We start from the raw sequence: 18,406 nt of genomic DNA on the forward strand, positions 1-18,406 counted from the left end.
ATGGCCCGAGACAGACTGCTCCTGAGACGAGGTTCATGCCCGAGACCACCCGCGACCCGACCCGCCCCTCGCCCGACGCCCTGCTCGAAGCGGCGCGCCGGGAGGAGCGGACGCGCGGGCGCCTCAAGGTGTTTCTCGGGGCCGCCCCGGGGGTCGGCAAGACCTACGAGATGCTGACCATCGGCCGGGCCCGGCTGAAGGCGGGTATCGACGTCGTGATCGGCGTGGTCGAGACACACGGCCGGGCCGAGACCGAGGCCCTGCTCGACGGCTTCGAGACGATCCCCCGCCGGTCGGTGCCGTATCACGGCACCGTCCTTCAGGAGATGGATCTCGACGCCCTCCTCGCCCGCCGGCCGGCGCTGGCGCTGGTCGACGAGCTGGCCCACACCAATGCCCCGGGCTCGCGCCACCCGAAACGCTACCAGGATGTCGAGGAGCTTCTCGATGCCGGCATCGACGTTCTGACGACGCTCAACATCCAGCACGTCGAGAGCCTCAACGACGTGGTCGCTTCGATCACCCGTATCCGGGTGCGCGAGACGGTGCCGGACGGCGTCCTCGACCGCGCCGACGACATCGAGGTGGTGGACCTCAACCCCGACGACCTCATCCAGCGCCTGAAGGACGGCAACGTCTACGTCCCGACCCACGCCGAGCGGGCCCTGAAGCACTACTTCTCCCGCGGCAACCTGACGGCGCTCCGCGAGCTGGCGCTGCGGCGCACCGCCGACCGGGTCGACGACGAGCTGCTCGGCCACATGCGGGCCAACGCCATCGCCGGCCCCTGGGCGGCGGGCGAGCGCGTGCTGGTCTGCGTGAACGAGGACCCCCGCTCCGCGGGCCTCGTGCGCTACGCCAAGCGCCTCGCCGACCGCCTGCATGCGCCCTGGACGGCGCTCTCGATCGAGGGGGCCCGCGCGGCGACCCTGAGCGAGGCCGAGCGCGACCGGATCGCCGAAGCGTTGCGGATCGCCGACCGGCTCGGCGGCGATGCCGTCACCCTCCCGGGCGGCCGCCGGATCGCCGACGACGTGCTCGACTACGCCCGGTCCGCCAACGTCAATCACATCGTGGTCGGCAAGGCGAACCGGTCATGGCTGTTCGAGCTGCTCAACGGCTCCGTGGTGCACGATCTCGTGCGGGGCAGCGGCGCCATCAGCGTGCACGTGGTCCCCGGCGAGGCCGTTCCGGATACGACGCAGCCGCGCCGCCCCGTCGCGGTCGCCCCGTCGCGGTCGGGCTTCGAGGCGCGGCCCTACGCGGTCGCGCTGTCGGCCGTCGCCGCGGGACTCGGCGCCGCCATCCTCGCTCAGCCCTATGCCGGCGTCGAGAACGCAGACCTCTTCCTGCTGACCGCCATCGTCGCGGTGGCGGTACGCTGGGGGCTCGGGCCGGCGCTCGCCGCGGTGGTGGCAGCCTCGCTCGCCTACAACTTCTTCTTCCTGCCGCCGGTCTACACGCTCACCATCGCCGACCCGACCAACGTCGCGGCCTTCCTGCTCTTCACCCTGGTGGCGGTGCTGGTCTCGAACCTCGCGTCCCGCGCCCGCCGCGTGGCGGTGGTCAGCCAGGGCCGCGCCCGGGCCACCGAGCGGCTGTTCGGCTTCTCGCGGAAGCTCGCTGCCTGCGGCACCCTGGACGACGTGCTCTGGGCCACCTGCGCCCAGGTCGCCGCGATGCTGAAGGTCCGCGTCGTCCTGCTGCTGCCCGACGGTCAGGCCGTCACGGTCCGGGCCGGCTACCCGCCCGAGGACATGCTGGACGAGGCCGATCTGGCGGCGGCGCAATGGGCCTTCGACAACGACCGGCCGGCGGGCCGCGGGGCCGACACGCTGCCGGGGGCCAAGCGGCTGTTTCTGCCGATGCGGACCGGGCGCGGCACGATCGGGGTGATCGGCCTCGATTCCGACGGCACCGGACCGATCCTGTCGCCGGAGGGCCGCCGCCTCCTCGACGCCCTGGCCGACATGGGCGCCCTCGCCATCGAGCGGGTCCGGCTCGTGGAGGATCTGGACCGGGCCGAGCGCGCCGCCGAGACCGACCGCCTGCGCCAGGCGCTGCTCACCTCGATCAGCCACGACCTGCGCACGCCCCTCGCGTCGGTGCTCGGCGCGGCCAGCACGCTGCGCGACCTCGAATCCGCGCTTCCGGCAGACGCGAAGGCGGAGCTGCTGGCGACGATAATCGAGGAATCGGAGCGGCTCAATCGCTTCATCGCCAACCTCCTCGACATGACCCGGCTGGAGGCGGGCGCGGTGGCGCCGAACCTCTCCGCGCAGGACGTGGCCGAGACCGTCGACACGGCCCTGCGCCGCACTCAGAAGATCCTCGCCGACCATCGCGTCGCCGTGGAGGTGGAGCCCGACCTGCCGGCCCTGGCACTCGACCCGGTCCTGTTCGAACAGGTTCTGGTCAATCTCCTGGACAACGCCGCCAAATACGCGCCCGAGGGCTCGACCGTCACCCTGCAGGTCCGCCGCGCCGACGACCGGGTCCGGATCGCCGTGCTGGACGAGGGGGACGGCCTGCCCGAGGCGGATGTCGAGCGGGTGTTCGACAAGTTCTACCGCGTCCGGAAGGGCGATCGGGTCAGGGCCGGCACCGGGCTGGGGCTCGCCATTTCCCGGGGCTTCGTCGAGGCGATGGGCGGCACGGTCACGGCCGGAAATCGCCGGGACCGGAGCGGGGCCTGCTTCACCATCAGCCTTCCCGTGCCCGCCCGAACTGCGCCCAAGGACATCGCCGCATGAGCCCCACGGTCCTGGTGGTCGACGACGAGCCGCCGATCCGCAAGCTCCTGCGCATGGGCCTCGCCACGCAGGGCTACGCCGTCCTGGAGGCGCCCGACGCCCGGACTGCCCTGGCGCTGCTCGGGCGCGAGGGGGTGGACCTCGTGATCCTCGACCTCGGCCTGCCCGACATGCGCGGCCACGATCTGTTGCGGGCGGTCCGGGCGAGCCATCCCGATCTGCCCGTGGTCGTGCTGTCGAGCCGCGACGACGAGGGCGGCAAGGTCGAGGCGCTGGATCTCGGCGCCAACGATTATGTGACCAAGCCCTTCGGCATGGCGGAGCTGCTGGCCCGCCTGCGGGCCGCCATGCGCCACCAGCTCGCCGCGCGGGGCGAGCGGCCGATCTTCCGCGTCGACAACCTCTCGGTCGATCTCGTCCGCCGGATCGTGAAAGTCGACGAGGCCGAGGTGAAGCTGACCCCGCGGGAATACGACTTCCTGCGCGTCCTGGTGCTGCATGCCGGCAAGGTGCTGACCCACGCGCAGCTCATGCGCTCGGTCCCGTCCTCGTCCGATCCGCAATATCTGCGCGTCTACGTGCGCCAGCTTCGCCAGAAGCTGGAGGCCGATCCCGAACGGCCGCGCCTCCTGCTGACCGAGACCGGCGTCGGCTACCGCCTGCGCGCGCCCGACGACGAGCCGGTCCCGCATCCCCGCGCCGCCGACGGCGCCGCGACCCACTGATCTCGAGGATAGCCCGATGCGTCCCTGCGCCCGCGATTTCGCGCGATGACCGTGGACCAGATCCTCGTGCCGGCCGACGCCCTCGTCGGCCTGCGCATGGCCAGCAAAGGCGCGTTGCTCGAGGAGCTGGCACGCCGTGCGGCCGGCGCCCTCGGCCTGAGCGCGGGGGCGATTTATCCGGCGCTCGTCCGGCGCGAGACCCTCGGCTCGACCGGGATCGGAGACGGCATCGCCCTGCCGCATGCGCGCCTCGACGCGATAACGCGCCCGTATGGGATCCTCGCCCGGCTCCGTGAGCCGATCGATTTCGAGGCGGTCGACGACCGGCCGGTGGACCTCGTCTTCCTGTTGCTGCTCCCCACGGCCGCCGAGGGCGAGCCGCTGAACGCTCTGGCCTGCGTGGCACGGCGCCTGCGCGATCCCGAGGCCGCCGCGGCCATGCGTGCGGCGCGGGATGCGGCGGCTCTCTATGAGGCGGCGATGCCCCGGTAGCCGTGCGGCCCGGCCGTCAATGCGCCCCGCCCGTCTCGACGAATTTGAACAGGAACACCGCCGCGATCACCCAGACGATCGGCTTCACCTCCCGGGCCCGGCCGGCGAGCAGCTTCAGCGCCGCGTAGGTGATGAACCCGCAGGAGACGCCGGTGGCGATCGAGTAGGTGAAGGGCATCAGCAGGGCCGTCACGCAGGCCGGCACCACCTCCGTGAGATCGTCCCAGTCGAGCTCCACCAACTCCCGCAGCATCAGGCAGGCGACGTAGAACAGCGCCGGTGCCGTGGCGTAAGCCGGGACGGCACCGGCCAGAGGGGCGAAGAACAGGCAGGCGAGGAACAGAACCGCCACGGTGGCGGCCGTCAGCCCCGTGCGGCCGCCCTCCTCCACGCCGGAGGCGCTCTCCAGATAGGCCGTGGTGCTCGACGTGCCGAGAAGCGCGCCCGCAAAGACCGAGACGGAATCGGCCATCAAGGCCCGGTCGAGGCGGCGCATCCGCCCGTCTGTCAGGAGCCCGGCGCGGTTCGCCACGCCCATCAGCGTTCCGGTGGCGTCGAATAGCTCGACCAGGAACAGGATCAGGATCACGTTGAGCAGGCCCGCCGAGAGCGCCCCCGGGATGTCGAGGGCAAAGAGCGTCGGGGTGATGGAAGGCGGGAGGGCGACGACACCCTGGAAGGTGTTGCCGGCGAACACGAAGCTCAAAGCCGTCACCGTCAGGATGCTGGCGAGCAGCGCCGCCCGAACCTTCCGCGCGGACAGGACGGCCACCATCAGGAAGCCGACCACCGCCAGGATCGTCTCGGGCTTGTGCAGATCGCCGAGGGTGACGAGGGTTGCGGGGTTCGCCGCCACGAGGCCGGCATTCTTGAGCGCGATGATCGCCAGGAACAGGCCGATCCCCACCGTGATGGCGATGCGCATGGAGCGCGGGATCCCGTCGACGATGAGCGCGCGCAGCCCGGTCAGGGTGACGATCAGGAAACACAGCCCCGAGATGAACACCGCCCCGAGGGCGGCCTGCCAGCTGAAGCCGAGTTGCTGGACCACCACGTAGGTGAAGTAGGCGTTGAGACCCATCCCGGGCGCGAGGGCGATCGGGTAATTGGCGTAGAGTGCCATGATCAGCGAGCCGAGCGCCGCCACGAGGCAGGTCGCCACGAACACCGCGCCCCGCGGCATGCCGGCATCCGCCAGGATGCTCGGATTAATGAAGACGATGTAGGCCATCGTCAGGAAGGTGGTCAGCCCCGCCAGCACCTCCGTGCGCACGCTGGTGCCGTGCTCGGCGAGGCGGAAGGTGCGCTCCAGAAAGCCGGGTTTGGCCGCCGGCGTGGCATCCCGCGGTTGATCCATCACGAGAGCCCGGTCCCGCCGGCCGCCACGGCCCGGTAGATCCTGTCGGGGGCGAAGGGGGTCGCGGTCAGCCTCGCGCCGGTCGCGTCGCGGATCGCGTTGCCGAGCGCCGCCGCCACCGGGTTGAAGGGCGACTCGCTCATCGACTTGGCGCCGAGGGGGCCGATGCTGTCGTACGTGTCGGCGAACAGGACCTCGGTGTCCGACACGTCGGCGCAGGCGGGGATGTGGTAGTCGCGGAATGTCTGCGTGATGAGGCTCCCGTCAGCACCGACGCGGACCTCTTCGTAGAGCGCTGCGCCGATCGCCTGCGCCACGCCGCCCTCGACCTGTCCGCGGCACTGCATCGGATTGATGACCCGCCCGGCATCGGCGGCGTGAACGCTCCTGAGGATGCGCACCAGCCCGCTCACGGGATCGACCGCGACCCGGAAGGCGTGGACGTTGAACGCCACCGAGCGCGGGCTGCCGTCGGCCCGGCCGGCCGCGTCGAGCGGTCCGATCGCCGCGAGCGTCACCGGCCCGGCCGGCGTCTCGACGACATCCCCCGCCACGCGGCAGGAATCCGGGGACGCACCCGCGATTTCCGCCGCCCGCGTGCTGATCCGGACCGCGAGCGCCTCCGCGGCGCGGAGCGTCGCCAGACCCGCCACAACGGTCCCCGTGCTGCCATAGGCGCCGGTATCGTGGCCGACGCCATCGGTGTCCGCGCCCGCGATGCGAACGCGCTCCGGCGCGACGCCAAGCGCCGAGGCCGCGATCTGCCGATGCACCGTGCTGGTGCCGTTGCCGAACTCCGCCGTCCCGACGCGCACGGTAAAGTGCCCGTCGGCGTCCAGGCCGACCCGCGCATCGGCATGGTGGCCGCGCGGGGGAATCGTGTCGATCATCGCCATCGCCATGCCGGTTCCGCAGCGCCAGCCGGCCTCCGGCTCCGGTCCCGGATCGGCTTGCAGCGCCTCCTCGACCAGGGTCAGGCACTGGTCGAGGCCGTAGCTGCCGAACACCACGTCGTGGGGCTCCAGGCTGTTCGACACCAGGGCGTCGCCCGGCTTGACGGCGTTGTGCCGCCGCAGCGCGAAGGGGTCGAGGCCGAGCCCGCGGGCCACCTCGTCAAGGGCGGATTCCAGGGCGAAGACGGTCTGGCTCAGCCCATAGCCCCGGAAGGCCCCGGCCGGCAGCGTATGGGTGTAGACGGCGCGGCCATCGACCCGCTTGTTCGGGCAGACATAGGCGGCCAGCACCTCGTTGCAGGCGTGATGGATCACGCCGCCGGCGTGGTTGCCGTAGGCGCCGGTGTCGGACAGGACGTCCAGGCTGAGCGCCGTCAGCGTGCCGTCGCGCCGGGCGCCGACCTTCACATCCACCCGCATCGGATGACGCGTCGTGGTTCCGACGAACTGTTCCCGGCGGGTCAGCTCCCAGCGGACCGGTCGGCCGGTGTGCAGGACCGCCAGGGCGACGAGATCCTCGGTGAGCATCTCCTGTTTGCCGCCGAAGCCGCCCCCGACCCGGGCGCAGACCACGCGCACCGCGTCCTTCTCCAGGCCGAACAGGTCGGTCAGCGCGTCCCGGGTCAGGAACGGCACCTGGGTGCTCGTGCGCAGCGTCAGGCGGCCGTCCTCGGCGCGCCATCCGATGCAGCCATGGGTCTCCATGGCGGCGTGCTGGACGCGCTGCGACCGGAACGTCCCGGCATAGACGAAGTCGGCTTCGGCCAAGCCGGCCTCCACGTCGCCGATCGCGCCGTGGACCTCGCCGGCGAGGTTGGGGTGGCGTCCGAGGGGCGGCGCATCATCGCCCGGGCCGTCGCGGGGATCGTGGACCCGGGGTGCGTCGGGCTCCAGGGCGCGGTCCGGATCGAGGAGCGCCGGGCGGACCTCGTAGGTGACCTGAAGGGCCCGGCAGCCGGCCTCGGCGGCCGCTTCAGACTCCGCCACCACGGCGGCGACGCGCTGGCCCACGAAGCGCAGGATCGGGTCGAGCACCCGCGTGTCGGACGCATCGTCCCGCGGATCCTCGTGGCGGCCGGTGGAGAACCGGCGCGTCGGTGCGTCCGCATGGGTCAGCACGGCCACGACCCCCGGGACGGCGCGCGCTGCCGCGGCGTCGATCGCCACGATCCGGGCATGGGCATGGGGCGAGCGCAGGACCTTGAGATGGAGCGTGTCGCCGACCGGGGCGTCCAGGGTGAAACGGGCGCGACCGGACACCACCAGCGGCGCGGCCGGCGCCGGGCAGTTCCGCCCGACCGGATCTCCACAGCCGCCGCGCTCCACGGACCTTGCGCTGCCCGCGATGGCCTCGCGGACGGCGCGGTAGCCGGTACAGCGGCAGAGATTGCCCTTGAGGGCGGTGCCGAGATCCTGCTTCTGCCCCTGGTCGAGCCTCGCCGCCGTCATGATCATGCCCGGCGTGCAGAACCCGCACTGGAAGCCCTGGGCGTCCAGGAAGGCCTGCTGCATCGGATGGAACTCGGCGGGCTCGGGATCGTCGGGATGGCAGGGACCCGCCAGGCCTTCGATCGTCGTTACGCTCCGGCCCTCGGCGCGGAATGCCGGGATGAGGCAGCTGTGGACCGGCTCGCCGTCGAGATGAATCGTGCAGGCGCCGCAATCGCCAGCGTCGCAGCCCTTCTTGACACCGAACCAGCCCGCCTCACGCAGATAGGTCCGCAGGCACTGTCCGGCCCGCGGCGAACCCTCGTGCATCGCGCCGTTGATCATAACCTTCATGACGCGGCTCCCGGCGACGGCGCCGCGTCGAGCGACGCGCGGATCTCCTCGGCGAAGTGCCGGGTCATGTGGCGGCGCCAGTCGGGCCGGCCGTGGACATCGTCGTGATAGAGGGCATCCGGAATCGCAGCGTCGAGGGCACGCGTCAGCGCATCCGGACTCGGCCACTCGTCGAAGGTCAGGCGGAGCGGACGCGTCACCGAGGCCGTGACGGTCAGCGCGAAGGCGCCGTCCGCGGCGCGCGTCCCGATGAGCAGCGCGCCGGAACGGCCGTTCGGGCTGAGGCTGACGCGGCGGAACGCCGTGCGGCGCGCAAGGGCAGCGGCCGGCATCGAGAGGCTGCGGAGGACTTCGCCCGGTCTCAGGGCATTGCGCTGCGGACCGAGGACGAAGTCGATCACCGGGACGTGGCGCTCGGTCCCGTCCGCGGACCAGATCGTGCAGGTCGCGTCCAGGGCGGTCGCGAGGGCGATCATCGGGCCGGCCGGGAGGGCGAGGCAGACATTGCCGCCGACCGTGGCCACGTTCCAGATCTTGAAGGAGCCGAGCAGCGCCCGACAGCACTGGTCGACCAGGGGCGCCGCGTTCCAGCCCGGCGGCAATTCCAGCCGGTCGAGCTGCGCGATGGTGCAGGTCGCAGCCAGCGTGAGGCCGCCTGCGTCGATCGTGTGCGGCGGCCAGCCGAGACTCGCGAGGTCGATGAGGCGCCGCATCCCGACCTGCGGCTCGGAGAACAGCCACGTGCCGCCGCCCAGGCAGGCATCGCCGTCCTGCCAGGCGGGCAACTCGATCCGGCTGCGCGGACGCAGGACGGTCTCGATGGTGTTGAGGTCCATGCCCCCTCGCCGGTCCGGTGCCGGTTCGGTCCGGCCCTTCACTATGCCGGCCGATATGAGGCACCGGTCAAGCCGCGGCGGTGCCGAGGAACCTTGGCGCCCCCGCCCGCCTCGGCCTAGGATGAATCAGAATCGCGTGAGATGGCCGGCTGCGGCCCGCTCGGAGATCCCCATGGCCCTGAAGGAATCGCGCTACGGCAAGGAGCGGGTTCGTGTGCTGCGTCTCGCCCGCGACGGCGAGCACCATACGCCGCGGGAGCTGACGCTGTCGGTCATGCTGACCGGCCGCTTCGAGGCCGCCTGGACCACGGGGGACAACCGCGCCGCCATCGCCACCGACAGCATCAGGAACATCGTCAACGTCACGGCGGCGCAGAACCTGACTCTCGACGCGGAAGCCTTCGTCGCCGCGGTCGCGCAGGTTCTGCTCGAGACCTATCCGCAGATCGAGGCCGTCGCCATCGAGGCAGAGGAGATCCGCTGGCTGCGTCACGCGATTGCGGGCGCGCCGCACGGGCATACCTTCACGCGGGACGGGAACGGCACCGGCTTCGTGGCGCTCGCCGCCAGCCGAGCCGGTTCGACGCTGCGCTCCGGCCTGCGAGGCTACACCTTCATGAAGACGACCCAATCGGGCTGGTCGGATTTCGTTGCGGACCGATACCGGACGCTGCCGGATACGACGGATCGCATCGCCGCCACCAGCATGGATGCGACCTGGACCTGGGCGTCGCCCCCTCCCGATTGCAGCGAGGCCAATGCCCGCATCCTCGAGACGCTGCTCACGGTGTTCGGCACGACCTACAGCCGCGGCATTCAGGACAGCATGTACCGGATGGGTGAGGCCGCGCTCGACGCGGTTCCGGAACTCGCCGAGATCGGCTTCGTGATGCCCAACAAGCATTACCTGCCGATCGACCTCACTTCCTTCGGCCTCGACAGCGCTGGAACCGTCTTTCTACCGACGGATGAGCCTGCCGGCCGCATCGAGGCGACGATCGGCCGGACCGCCTGACGTCCCTCGACGCGCGACGGGCCTGGAAACGGCGCCCGTCCCCAGGTGCCCCTCGGAGACAGCGGGACCGCCGACCGCTGCCTGCAGGGCGGATCCCGGTTGCGCGGCGCCGGAGCAGAGGGACGGCGCGTCAGTCCGCCGGAAAAGCTCACGCTGCGCACAACGCAGGATTGTCCAAGATCAAGCCCTGAAACGTAAGGGCACAATCTCTGGGCGATGACCCGGGGTTTACTGAACAGTCCGTTCTCGCCGGTCATCGCGTGTGATTCTGATGTAGGGCGGCGGGCCCTTAACGGCACTGAAACGGTCCGCACCTATGAAAGATGTCGATTGGCTGGGGCGTCGGTGACAACCCGAGGTCGTTTGGGACGACAAACGACGCCTGGACTAGATAAAAGCCAGCTTCGACCGTGCTGTTGCGCGCTTCTGCCGCACCGCGGTCGTGATATGTGGAGGATCAATGTTCGAGGGACTCAGGACTCGGAACGACCAAGCCGCAAAACTTGCAGCTTTGAGCCGATCCCTTGCCACGATTGAGTTCGCGCTCGACGGCACAATTCTGGACGCCAACGAGAACTTTCTCGCGGCCATGGGCTACACGCTCGCGGAAATCCAGGGCCGTCACCACAGCCTGTTCGTCGGACGGGCCGTGCGAGAGAGTGAGGACTATCGCCGTTTCTGGGAGAGCCTGCGGCACGGTACGTTCGAGAGTGCCGAGTACAAGCGCCTCGCCAAGGGTGGCCGCGAGGTCTGGATCCAGGCAACCTACAATCCGGTGCTCGACGCGGGCGGCAAGCCGGTGAAGATCGTCAAATTCGCTACCGACATCACGGCGCAGAAGCTGCGAACCCTCGATCTCGAAGGGCAGATCACCGCGCTGCATCGCTCCCAGGCCGTCATCGCCTTCTCCCTCGACGGCACCATCGTCACCGCCAATCCCAATTTTCTGACCGCGGTGGGTTACGAACTGGACGAGATCGTCGGACGCCATCACAGCCTGTTCGTGAGCGAGGCCGAGCGCACCAGCGAGGCTTACCGCCTGTTCTGGGCGGCGCTGGCGCGCGGCGAATTTCAATCCGGGGCCTTCAAACGCACCGGAAAGAGCGGTCGCGAAATCTGGATCCAGGCGACGTACAATCCCATCACCGACGTGGACGGGAAGCCGATCCGCGTCGTCAAATTCGCCACCGACATCACTGCGCAAGTCCATGAACGTCAGCAGCGCGCGGCCGCGCAGCGCGCGATCGGTGATGAGCTCGACGCCATTGGCGGCGCCGTGGCGGACGTCACGCGCCAAGCCGACGAGGCGGTCACGCGCGTCGGCCGCGTGTCGAGCGACATCCAGTCCGTCGCCATCGGCGCGGAAAAGCTGTCCGCGTCGGTGGACGAGATGAATCGGCAGGTAAATCACGCGGCGGATGTCGCGGGACAAGCCGTGGAACAGGCGCAGCGCACCGGTCAGATCGTGACGGGGCTCAGCGAGAACGCCACCCAGATCGGCGATGTCCTCGGCCTCATTTCTGGGATCGCTGCCCAGACCAACCTGTTGGCTTTGAACGCCACCATCGAGGCGGCGCGGGCCGGCGCGGCGGGACGCGGCTTCGCAGTGGTGGCCACGGAGGTGAAGACCCTCGCCGCCCAGACGGGCCGGGCGACGGACCAGATCCGACTCCAGATCGCCTCCACCCAGTCGGCGACCCGTGAGGCCGTCGACGCCATCGACGCGATCCAGGGAACGATCCATACGTTGAACACGGTATCATCCACCCTCGCGGCTGCGGTGGAAGAACAATCCGTGGTCATGCGGGCGATGTCCGGCAGCATGCAGACCGCAGCGCAGGATGTGTCCGCGATCTCGGCGGGCATGAACACGATCGCGCAGGCCAGCGCCCGCGCAGACCGGGCGACGCGTCAGGTCCGGGAAGCTTCGCGCGCCTTCGGCTGAAGGTGAAAGGGCCGGACGTCGCGCGGGTCAAACACTTCCGCCGCTATCCGCACGCGCGTCGGCGCTCGCGTATGCCGGACCGCCCATCCGCAGCCGGACGAAATTACTGGCTCATTCAACATCGTGCGCCGCAATGAGCTGTATTTGAAGCAATTTGGTCAAACGATTTTGCAGAACGAGACCTTCGGGCTCGCGCGCGGGTCCGACCAGCCGGACTTCGAGCGTCGACGGCAATGTCGCGGACGACGAGACCGCTCAACTGCACCGGCTGTCCGCACGGCAACCGGCGGTGCGGGCTGATCGGGTCTGAGCCCCTGTGCGTCTCGCGTCTGAAGAGCGTGCCATAGGGCAATGCCGGCGGCCGCCCAGAGGGTGGGCCATACGCTACGCGCCGGGCCTCGGCTGCACACTTGTCCCGGGCCGGCTTACCCGGCGGCAGGCCCTCGCCTACCCGTCACCGCAGTTCGTGAGCGGGAGAAGGATGCGTGGTGGAGCGAACCTTGCGCAAGGCAGGTCGGCTGAAGCGGTTGTGGCCGGGGCGGGCGTCGCCCCTTCCGCCGGCGCCGCGCTTGCCGACCCCGGGCAACCTTCCTGAACCGCCTCCGCACCGCGGCTTTACGGCATCGGAATTGATCGCGATGGCGCGCCAAGCCCGGGCTGCGGACAATGAGGCGGATCCAGCGAAATCGGCGAGCGTTTCTTGACCTCACACACGGTTCGCCGGGAGATGGTCCATGGGATTGGTCGCCTTCATCGTCTTCGTGTGCCCGTGGATGGGCTTGGCCGGCCTGTTATGGATGCGCGCCCAGCAGACCAAGCCGCTCTGACCTCGGTGCAGACGCAGCCTCGCCCGGCGTTGGCGGGGTAGACTGAGCGGCGCATCTGCGGCGCTCGGCAGGCGGCGCGGCCGATCCGGCGTGCAAGCGATGTGCGGATGGGATCGGCGGCGTGCCGCAGCGCGACGGGCGGCGTGTGCCGCCCACAGGCAGATCAGATTTGCGACGCGCGACACTCAATCTGCGGAGATCGTCCGCCCGCAAATGAGACGGTCATCTAAAGAGTGATAGATGCGAATATCATTATATTTGCTTAGCCTGTTTGTATTTTACTAGTCAAGTATGTTTTAATATAAGATCATTCAAGTTTAATACATGTCTTTCTACGAGCGTTGATTCCGGAGAGATTATTTTATAGAAGTCAGTCCAATGATCTTATCGGAAATAATTGGATGCATGTGCGTCTGTCATTTCTTGGGCTGCGGCTTGAATTAAGCGTTCGATCGATCGTTATTGCATTTGCCGTGACGATGTTCTGTCTTCCGGTTGGTGTCGGATTGGTCTCTGCAGTCCGGATCGGCATTGTCGAAGCAGCGAGCCGCACCCTGGCCGGTGAGATCAAGGCCACGACCCTGCTCGGCACCATCAAGCAACTGAGTCAGGATCTTCGGACGCTTGCGGTTCTGGCGCACGCTGCGCCGACTGAGGAGGCCCGTCGTGAAAGCTTCGTCAAGATCGACGCGGCGCATCGATCGCTCTCGGCCGCCTGGAGCGCGTATCTTTCGACCGTTACGGCGCCCGATGACCAAAAGCTGGCGACAACTCTGCGCGTAGCTTGGCAGCACGTCCTCGCTGTCGGGGCCGAGGCGGCCGCCCTCGACCGGGCCGGGGAACGCGAACTGGCCGACCAGGTCCTGTCGACGGTGCTGGAGGCCGATGCGGCAGCGCTTCTGCAGGCGGTCGACGCGTTGCTCATGAACCGTCAAGGCAGGATCGCCGAAGAAGCCAAGACCGTCGATACAACCGGCCGGATGGCGTGGTGGGCGCTCGCCATGGCCGTGTCGGCCTCCGCATCGATCAGCCTCGGGCTGGCGTGGATCGTCCTGCGCCATGTCGTTCGACCGGTGTCGGCGATCACCGCCACCCTGCGGCGATGGGCGGAGAACGGGTCGACGGTTCCGATTTCCACCCTGATGCAGGACGTCGAACTCGGCGCGATGGCGGGGGCTCTCAGGGCCTGTGAGAACAGGATTCGGCACGCCGAACGCCGCGAAGAGGAGGCGGCCCGGGTGCAGGCGCACCGTGAACAGCAACGCCGTGACGCGTTTCGCAACATGACGGAGCGGTTCGAAGCGGAGATCGGCGGGGTTGTCGAGACCGTGTCATCCGACTCGGCGGAGCTGCGCGCCACGGCCGAGAGACTGTGCGAGATGGTCACGTTGACGACGAGTCACGCGGCGACGATGGCCGCCGCAGCGGAACAGGCTCAGTCCGACGTCCGGCGGATTGCCGCCGCTACCGGGGCGTTCGACTCTGCGGCCCACGAGGTCAATCGCCAAGCCGAGATCACGGCGTCTCTGGCAGGTGGCGCGGCGGTGGAGGCGGAACAGACCCTCTCGCGTGTTCAAGCCCTCAGCGGCGCCGCGGACCGGATCGGCGATGTGGTCCGCATGATCACCAAGATTGCCGCCCAGACCCATCTCCTCGCCCTCAATGCCGCGATCGAAGCCGCGCGGGCCGGTGAGGCAGGGCGCGGATTTGCGGTTGTGGCCGCCGAAGTGAAGACCCTGGCGGGACAGACCAAAGAGGCCACCGAAGTCATCGGCCGGCACGTGGCCGAACTGCAGGGATCGACTGTCGAGGCGACGTCGGCGATCGCAGGCATCACCGCCCGGATCGCCGATATGAGCCGGGCGGCGGCTTCGATCGCCGTCGCCGTCGAGCAGCAGGGCGCTGCAGCGCGGGAGGCCGTCCAGATCGTCATCCCCTGTACCGCCGACGCCGTGGAACCCGGCTTCGACATCACAGGAACAACCGATCCGGCCGCGGAGGCCGACACGGTCGCGGCCGGCATGTTGGCCGCGGCCCGCAGCTTGTCGCGGGACGCCGAACGTCTCGGCGGCGAGATCGCAGGCTTTCTCGACAATCTCCGCGCGGCCTGACGCGCGGCACGGAACGACCGGAACGGAGCGAGCGTCATGGGCCGGACAGATCGGGCGCAGATGCGCTCGCGCCTGCGACGAGCCGCCTGGGCCGGGGCTCTCGCCGTCATCGTCTGCGCGAAACCGGCGACTGCCACCACGATCGCCGTTCTGATGACTCCGCCGGCGGCCCTCACCCGCCTTCTGCACGACAGCCTGCAGGAGCACGCGGTGGCGCGCGGGATTACGGTGCATTTCGACTATGCGCCGGAGGGCGCGGGCGCGCAGCAGATCGCGCAGGCCCGGCGCGTCATCGCCGAGAAGGTCGATGCGCTCGTGGTGAGCCCTGTCGATCCGTCGGCTTGGGCCGCGATCATCCGGCTGGCGCAAGAGGCGGATGTTCCGCTGGTCGCCGTCAACGGCGCACCCCGTTCGGCTTGGTTCGCCGGACGAGTCGCCTTCGTCCAGCCGGATGACCTCGTCGCCGGGCGGTTGCAGATGCGCAAGCTTGGGCAGATGCTGGACGGGAGGGGCCGCGTGGGGATCCTTGCGGGCTGCACGTCGCACCCCGGGTCGACGCCTCGCGCCGAGGGCGTGAAGGAGGTCCTGGCCGAATCCCCGGGCCTCCGGCTGGTCGCGGAGGCGGCGGTGGACTGCGACCGTTCGGCGGCCCGAGCCGCGGTGGCCGATTGGCTCGCCCGGAAGCCGACCATCGATGCGATCGCAGCCGTCACCGACGAGATGGCGATCGGTGCTGCCGAAGCCGCGGAGGCGGCCGGAATTCCGGCGGGCCGGATCCTGATCGGGGGCGTGGATGCGACCGCCGCCGGGATGCAGGCCATGCAGGACAAACGGCTTGCCGTAACGATCCACCAGGATGCGAGCTTACAAGGCCGTCGTGCGATCGATGATGCCCTGGCTTTGATCCGGCATGAGCCGGTGCCGCAATTCGACTGGGTGCCGTCCGAACTCGTCACGGACCGGATGTCGACAACCCACTTCTCCCGCTAGAACCGGCGCGGACCTCTCCCGTTTGGTGCCGCGTGGCGTAGCGGCAGGCCGCGCCTGCGGAGCAAGGACGCGGCCCGCACGGTCATGCGCTCGGGTCGCGCGGATGATCCGGCTTCGTCTGGCGACGTGCGGATGACCGATCCCCGACGACGAAGCATCGCCGCAGCCCGTCAATGCGCCATCAGGCAGCAGACATTGGTCGCGTGAAGGATGTGGCGTGTCGCGCCGCCGAAGATCCATTCCCGCAGGCGTGAGTGGCCGTACGCGCCCATGACGATCAGGTCAGCCTGATGGTCGTGCGCAAAACGCAGGATCTCGTCGCCATCGCTGACCGTCGGAGACAACAGATGCGTGGCGACGGACGCGCCGTGGAGCGCGAGATGAGCGGCCACCTCGTCCGCGCCTTCCAGGCGGGCGCCTTCGCCCGCCGTGGCGACGAAGACCCGATCCGCCGAGCGCAGGAACGGCAGGGCCCCGGCTACCGCCCGTCGCGCCTCCGGCGAATCCTTCCAGGCCACGACGATGCGCCGGCCCGGCTCCCCTCTGACGCGCGGGGGAACGACGAGGACCGGCCGTCCGGCCTCCATCAGAACCGGCGCGATCGCCACGCCGAACGGCCCGGGGTCGATCTCGCTCTCGCCGGCCCGGCCGACGACGATCAGGTCGGCGGCACGGCCCTTGTCCACGAGATGAGCGGACGGCCGGTCGAGGCCGCCACACCAAGCGGTCCGCGGTGCCGCGCCTGCGCAGCGCGCGAAGATCGCCTGCGCCTGCTCAAGGTCCACGAGGACTTCGGCCTTGAGGCGCTCGTGCTGGGCCTGCGCGTCGCGGATGTCATGGGCAAACAGGGGGGCCGGCACCTCGGCGGCGGCCGCGCCGGTCAGCGTCGCATCGAAGCGGCGCGCCAAGGCCGCCGCCAGCCGCACGCGGTCGGGCGTCGATTCCGCGAAGTCCACGGAAACGAGGATGTTGGCATAGGACATGGCGGTCTCCGCGCGACCGACACACGGCCCCGACCAGAGCCGTATGGTCGGTGGGAGGGGCCGCAGCCTTGATCCAGCGCAATCGCCACCGCACCGGCTTGTCGGATTCGCGCGCTCCGGCCTTGAGCTGAATCAACGCGGCAGCGCTCAAGCTGCGGCACATCCGGCCCGTTCGTCCCCTGGGAGACCGTGATGTCCGCTCTCGAACTGCCGAGCGCAGTCGATCTCGCGCGAGCCCAATTCGCGCTCACCGTCGTCTGGCACTTCCTGTTCCCGGCCTTCACCATCGGACTTGCGAGCTATCTCGCGGTCCTCGAAGGGTTCTGGCTCAGGACCGGCGAGGCCGTCTATCTGGATACCTATCGGTACTGGCTCCGCGTCTTCGCGGTCGCCTTCGCGATGGGCGTCGTCTCCGGACTGGTCATGAGCTACCAGTTCGGCACCAACTGGTCGGTCTTCGCCGACCGGACGGCGCCGGTGCTCGGCCCCCTGCTCGGCTACGAGGTTCTGACGGCCTTCTTCCTGGAGGCGGGCTTCCTCGGCGTCATGCTGTTCGGCCTGGAGCGGGTCGGCAAGGGGCTGCACTTCCTGGCGACCTGCCTCGTCGCCTTCGGCACGCTGACCTCCGCATTCTGGATCCTATCGGCCAATTCCTGGATGCAGACGCCCACCGGCCACGCCATCGGGCCGGACGGGCGCTTCGAACCGGCCGACTGGCTGGCGATCATCTTCAACCCGTCCTTCCCCTACCGCTTCGCCCACACGGTCACGGGCGCCTATCTCACCACCGCGATGATCGTCGGGGCGGTGGGTGCGTGGCATCTGCTGCGCGACCGGAGCAATCGCCAGGCGCGGCTGATGTTCTCCATGGCCATGTGGATGGCCGCCGTGGTGGCTCCGGCCCAGCTGGTGATCGGCGACCTGCACGGCGGCAATTCCTACGCGCACCAGCCCGCCAAGGTCGCCGCCATGGAGGGACATTTCGAGACCGAGCGCCGCGCCCCCGCGATCCTGTTCGGCTGGCCCGACGCGAATGCGGGCGTGGTGCAGAATCGGATCGGCATCCCCGGTCTCGCCAGCCTCTATCTGACCCACGATTTCGACGGCGAGGTTCGCGGTCTCAGGGACATCCCGCGCGATCAGTGGCCGACCAACCTACCCCTGGTGTTCTGGTCGTTCCGGATCATGGTTGCGCTCGGCCTTCTGATGATCGCCCTGGGTCTAGCCGCGCTCTGGCTGCGCCGTCAGGGGCGGCTGTACGACACGCCGTGGCTTCACCGCTTCGCCGTCGCCATGGGGCCGTCCGGATTGATCGCCGTCACGGCCGGCTGGACGGTCACGGAGGCGGGCCGTCAACCCTTCACCGTCTACGGCGCGCTGCGCACCGTCGACAGCGTCTCCCCGGTGGCGGCCCCGGCGGTCGCGGCCTCCCTGGCGGCCTTCGCGGCGGTCTACCTCGCCGTCTTCGGCGCCGGCATCTGGTACCTCCTGCACCTGTTCAACCAGACGCCGCACGTCCATGAGCCCGGGCCGCCCCCGGGGCAGCCGATCCGCACCGCCGGCATCACGCCCGCGCCCGCCCTGGTCTCCGGCACGCCCGGCGCCGGCCGTCCCCTCGCCCAGCCCGCGGAGTAGGC

The 18,406-nt window shown here is 69.5% G+C and carries 12 protein-coding genes; 8 read left to right on the forward strand and 4 right to left on the reverse strand.

Annotation, left to right across the window (positions count from 1 at the left end; all coding sequences use genetic code 11):
• Positions 1-35 precede the first annotated feature (35 nt).
• Genes ABC766_RS09660 through ABC766_RS09670 form a run of 3 tightly spaced genes read left to right on the forward strand, consistent with a single transcriptional unit; the run spans position 36 to position 3,970 of the window.
• Positions 36-2,753, forward strand: a complete 2,718-nt coding sequence (locus ABC766_RS09660; protein WP_179697913.1) for a sensor histidine kinase — start codon at positions 36-38, stop codon at positions 2,751-2,753.
• Entirely contained in the window at positions 2,750-3,478 is a 729-nt protein-coding gene (locus ABC766_RS09665; protein ID WP_043356449.1) for a response regulator transcription factor, read from the forward strand. Before ABC766_RS09660 ends, ABC766_RS09665 begins: the two co-directional genes overlap by 4 nt.
• 45 nt (positions 3,479-3,523) lie before the next feature.
• The gene (locus ABC766_RS09670) at positions 3,524-3,970 is read left to right on the forward strand and encodes a PTS sugar transporter subunit IIA (RefSeq protein WP_075381557.1); all 447 of its coding nucleotides are present in this window, start codon (positions 3,524-3,526) and stop codon (positions 3,968-3,970) included.
• 16 nt (positions 3,971-3,986) lie between these two features.
• On the opposite strand, the gene ABC766_RS09675 is transcribed toward ABC766_RS09670, so the two are convergent.
• The 3 genes from ABC766_RS09675 to ABC766_RS09685 are packed head-to-tail and all read right to left on the reverse strand — an operon-like array spanning position 3,987 to position 8,898.
• A complete protein-coding gene (locus ABC766_RS09675; protein ID WP_043382194.1) occupies positions 3,987-5,327 on the reverse strand; it encodes an NCS2 family permease in 1,341 nt (446 codons plus the stop codon).
• Complete coding sequence (locus ABC766_RS09680) at positions 5,327-8,062, reverse strand: molybdopterin-dependent oxidoreductase (protein WP_345822009.1); 2,736 nt, start codon at positions 8,060-8,062, stop codon at positions 5,327-5,329. Before ABC766_RS09680 ends, ABC766_RS09675 begins: the two co-directional genes overlap by 1 nt.
• On the reverse strand, positions 8,059-8,898 hold the full coding sequence (locus ABC766_RS09685) for an FAD binding domain-containing protein (RefSeq protein WP_345822010.1): 840 nt from the start codon (positions 8,896-8,898) through the stop codon (positions 8,059-8,061). The genes ABC766_RS09680 and ABC766_RS09685 overlap by 4 nt, the downstream gene beginning before the upstream one ends.
• Before the next feature lie 172 nt (positions 8,899-9,070).
• Between ABC766_RS09685 and pucL the strand changes: the two genes are divergently transcribed.
• From pucL to ABC766_RS09705, 4 genes are all read left to right on the forward strand, one after another.
• A complete protein-coding gene (gene pucL, locus ABC766_RS09690; RefSeq protein ID WP_342140785.1) occupies positions 9,071-9,913 on the forward strand; it encodes a factor-independent urate hydroxylase in 843 nt (280 codons plus the stop codon).
• Positions 9,914-10,373: 460 nt separating this feature from the next.
• Positions 10,374-11,858: a PAS domain S-box protein gene (locus ABC766_RS09695; RefSeq protein WP_345822011.1), complete on the forward strand. Its 1,485-nt coding sequence runs from the start codon at positions 10,374-10,376 to the stop codon at positions 11,856-11,858.
• A gap of 1,228 nt (positions 11,859-13,086) precedes the next feature.
• Entirely contained in the window at positions 13,087-14,796 is a 1,710-nt protein-coding gene (locus ABC766_RS09700; protein ID WP_182592503.1) for a methyl-accepting chemotaxis protein, read from the forward strand.
• 36 nt (positions 14,797-14,832) lie between these two features.
• Entirely contained in the window at positions 14,833-15,786 is a 954-nt protein-coding gene (locus tag ABC766_RS09705) for a substrate-binding domain-containing protein (RefSeq protein ID WP_345822013.1), read from the forward strand.
• Between the two features lie 170 nt (positions 15,787-15,956).
• Here the strand turns inward: ABC766_RS09705 and ABC766_RS09710 are convergent, their stop codons facing one another.
• Positions 15,957-16,769, reverse strand: coding sequence for a universal stress protein (locus ABC766_RS09710; protein WP_043382208.1), 813 nt, complete (start codon positions 16,767-16,769; stop codon positions 15,957-15,959).
• 192 nt (positions 16,770-16,961) lie between these two features.
• Between ABC766_RS09710 and ABC766_RS09715 the strand changes: the two genes are divergently transcribed.
• The gene (locus ABC766_RS09715; protein WP_043356420.1) at positions 16,962-18,404 is read left to right on the forward strand and encodes a cytochrome ubiquinol oxidase subunit I; all 1,443 of its coding nucleotides are present in this window, start codon (positions 16,962-16,964) and stop codon (positions 18,402-18,404) included.
• Positions 18,405-18,406: the final 2 nt, after the last annotated feature.

The organism is Methylobacterium fujisawaense (assembly GCF_039619325.1).
Lineage (GTDB): Bacteria > Pseudomonadota > Alphaproteobacteria > Rhizobiales > Beijerinckiaceae > Methylobacterium > Methylobacterium fujisawaense.

What these genes read in the sequence shown, in the direction of transcription:
- ABC766_RS09665 (WP_043356449.1), top strand. Translation starts at nt 2,750, where the DNA reads ATGAGCCCCACGGTCCTGGTGGTCGACGACGAGCCGCCGATCCGCAAG.
- ABC766_RS09685 (WP_345822010.1), bottom strand. Translation starts at nt 8,898, where the DNA reads ATGGACCTCAACACCATCGAGACCGTCCTGCGTCCGCGCAGCCGGATC.
- ABC766_RS09710 (WP_043382208.1), bottom strand. Translation starts at nt 16,769, where the DNA reads ATGTCCTATGCCAACATCCTCGTTTCCGTGGACTTCGCGGAATCGACG.
- ABC766_RS09705 (WP_345822013.1), top strand. Translation starts at nt 14,833, where the DNA reads ATGGGCCGGACAGATCGGGCGCAGATGCGCTCGCGCCTGCGACGAGCC.
- ABC766_RS09675 (WP_043382194.1), bottom strand. Translation starts at nt 5,327, where the DNA reads ATGGATCAACCGCGGGATGCCACGCCGGCGGCCAAACCCGGCTTTCTG.
- pucL (WP_342140785.1), top strand. Translation starts at nt 9,071, where the DNA reads ATGGCCCTGAAGGAATCGCGCTACGGCAAGGAGCGGGTTCGTGTGCTG.
- ABC766_RS09680 (WP_345822009.1), bottom strand. Translation starts at nt 8,062, where the DNA reads ATGAAGGTTATGATCAACGGCGCGATGCACGAGGGTTCGCCGCGGGCC.
- ABC766_RS09695 (WP_345822011.1), top strand. Translation starts at nt 10,374, where the DNA reads ATGTTCGAGGGACTCAGGACTCGGAACGACCAAGCCGCAAAACTTGCA.
- ABC766_RS09660 (WP_179697913.1), top strand. Translation starts at nt 36, where the DNA reads ATGCCCGAGACCACCCGCGACCCGACCCGCCCCTCGCCCGACGCCCTG.
- ABC766_RS09715 (WP_043356420.1), top strand. Translation starts at nt 16,962, where the DNA reads ATGTCCGCTCTCGAACTGCCGAGCGCAGTCGATCTCGCGCGAGCCCAA.
- ABC766_RS09700 (WP_182592503.1), top strand. Translation starts at nt 13,087, where the DNA reads ATGCATGTGCGTCTGTCATTTCTTGGGCTGCGGCTTGAATTAAGCGTT.
- ABC766_RS09670 (WP_075381557.1), top strand. Translation starts at nt 3,524, where the DNA reads ATGACCGTGGACCAGATCCTCGTGCCGGCCGACGCCCTCGTCGGCCTG.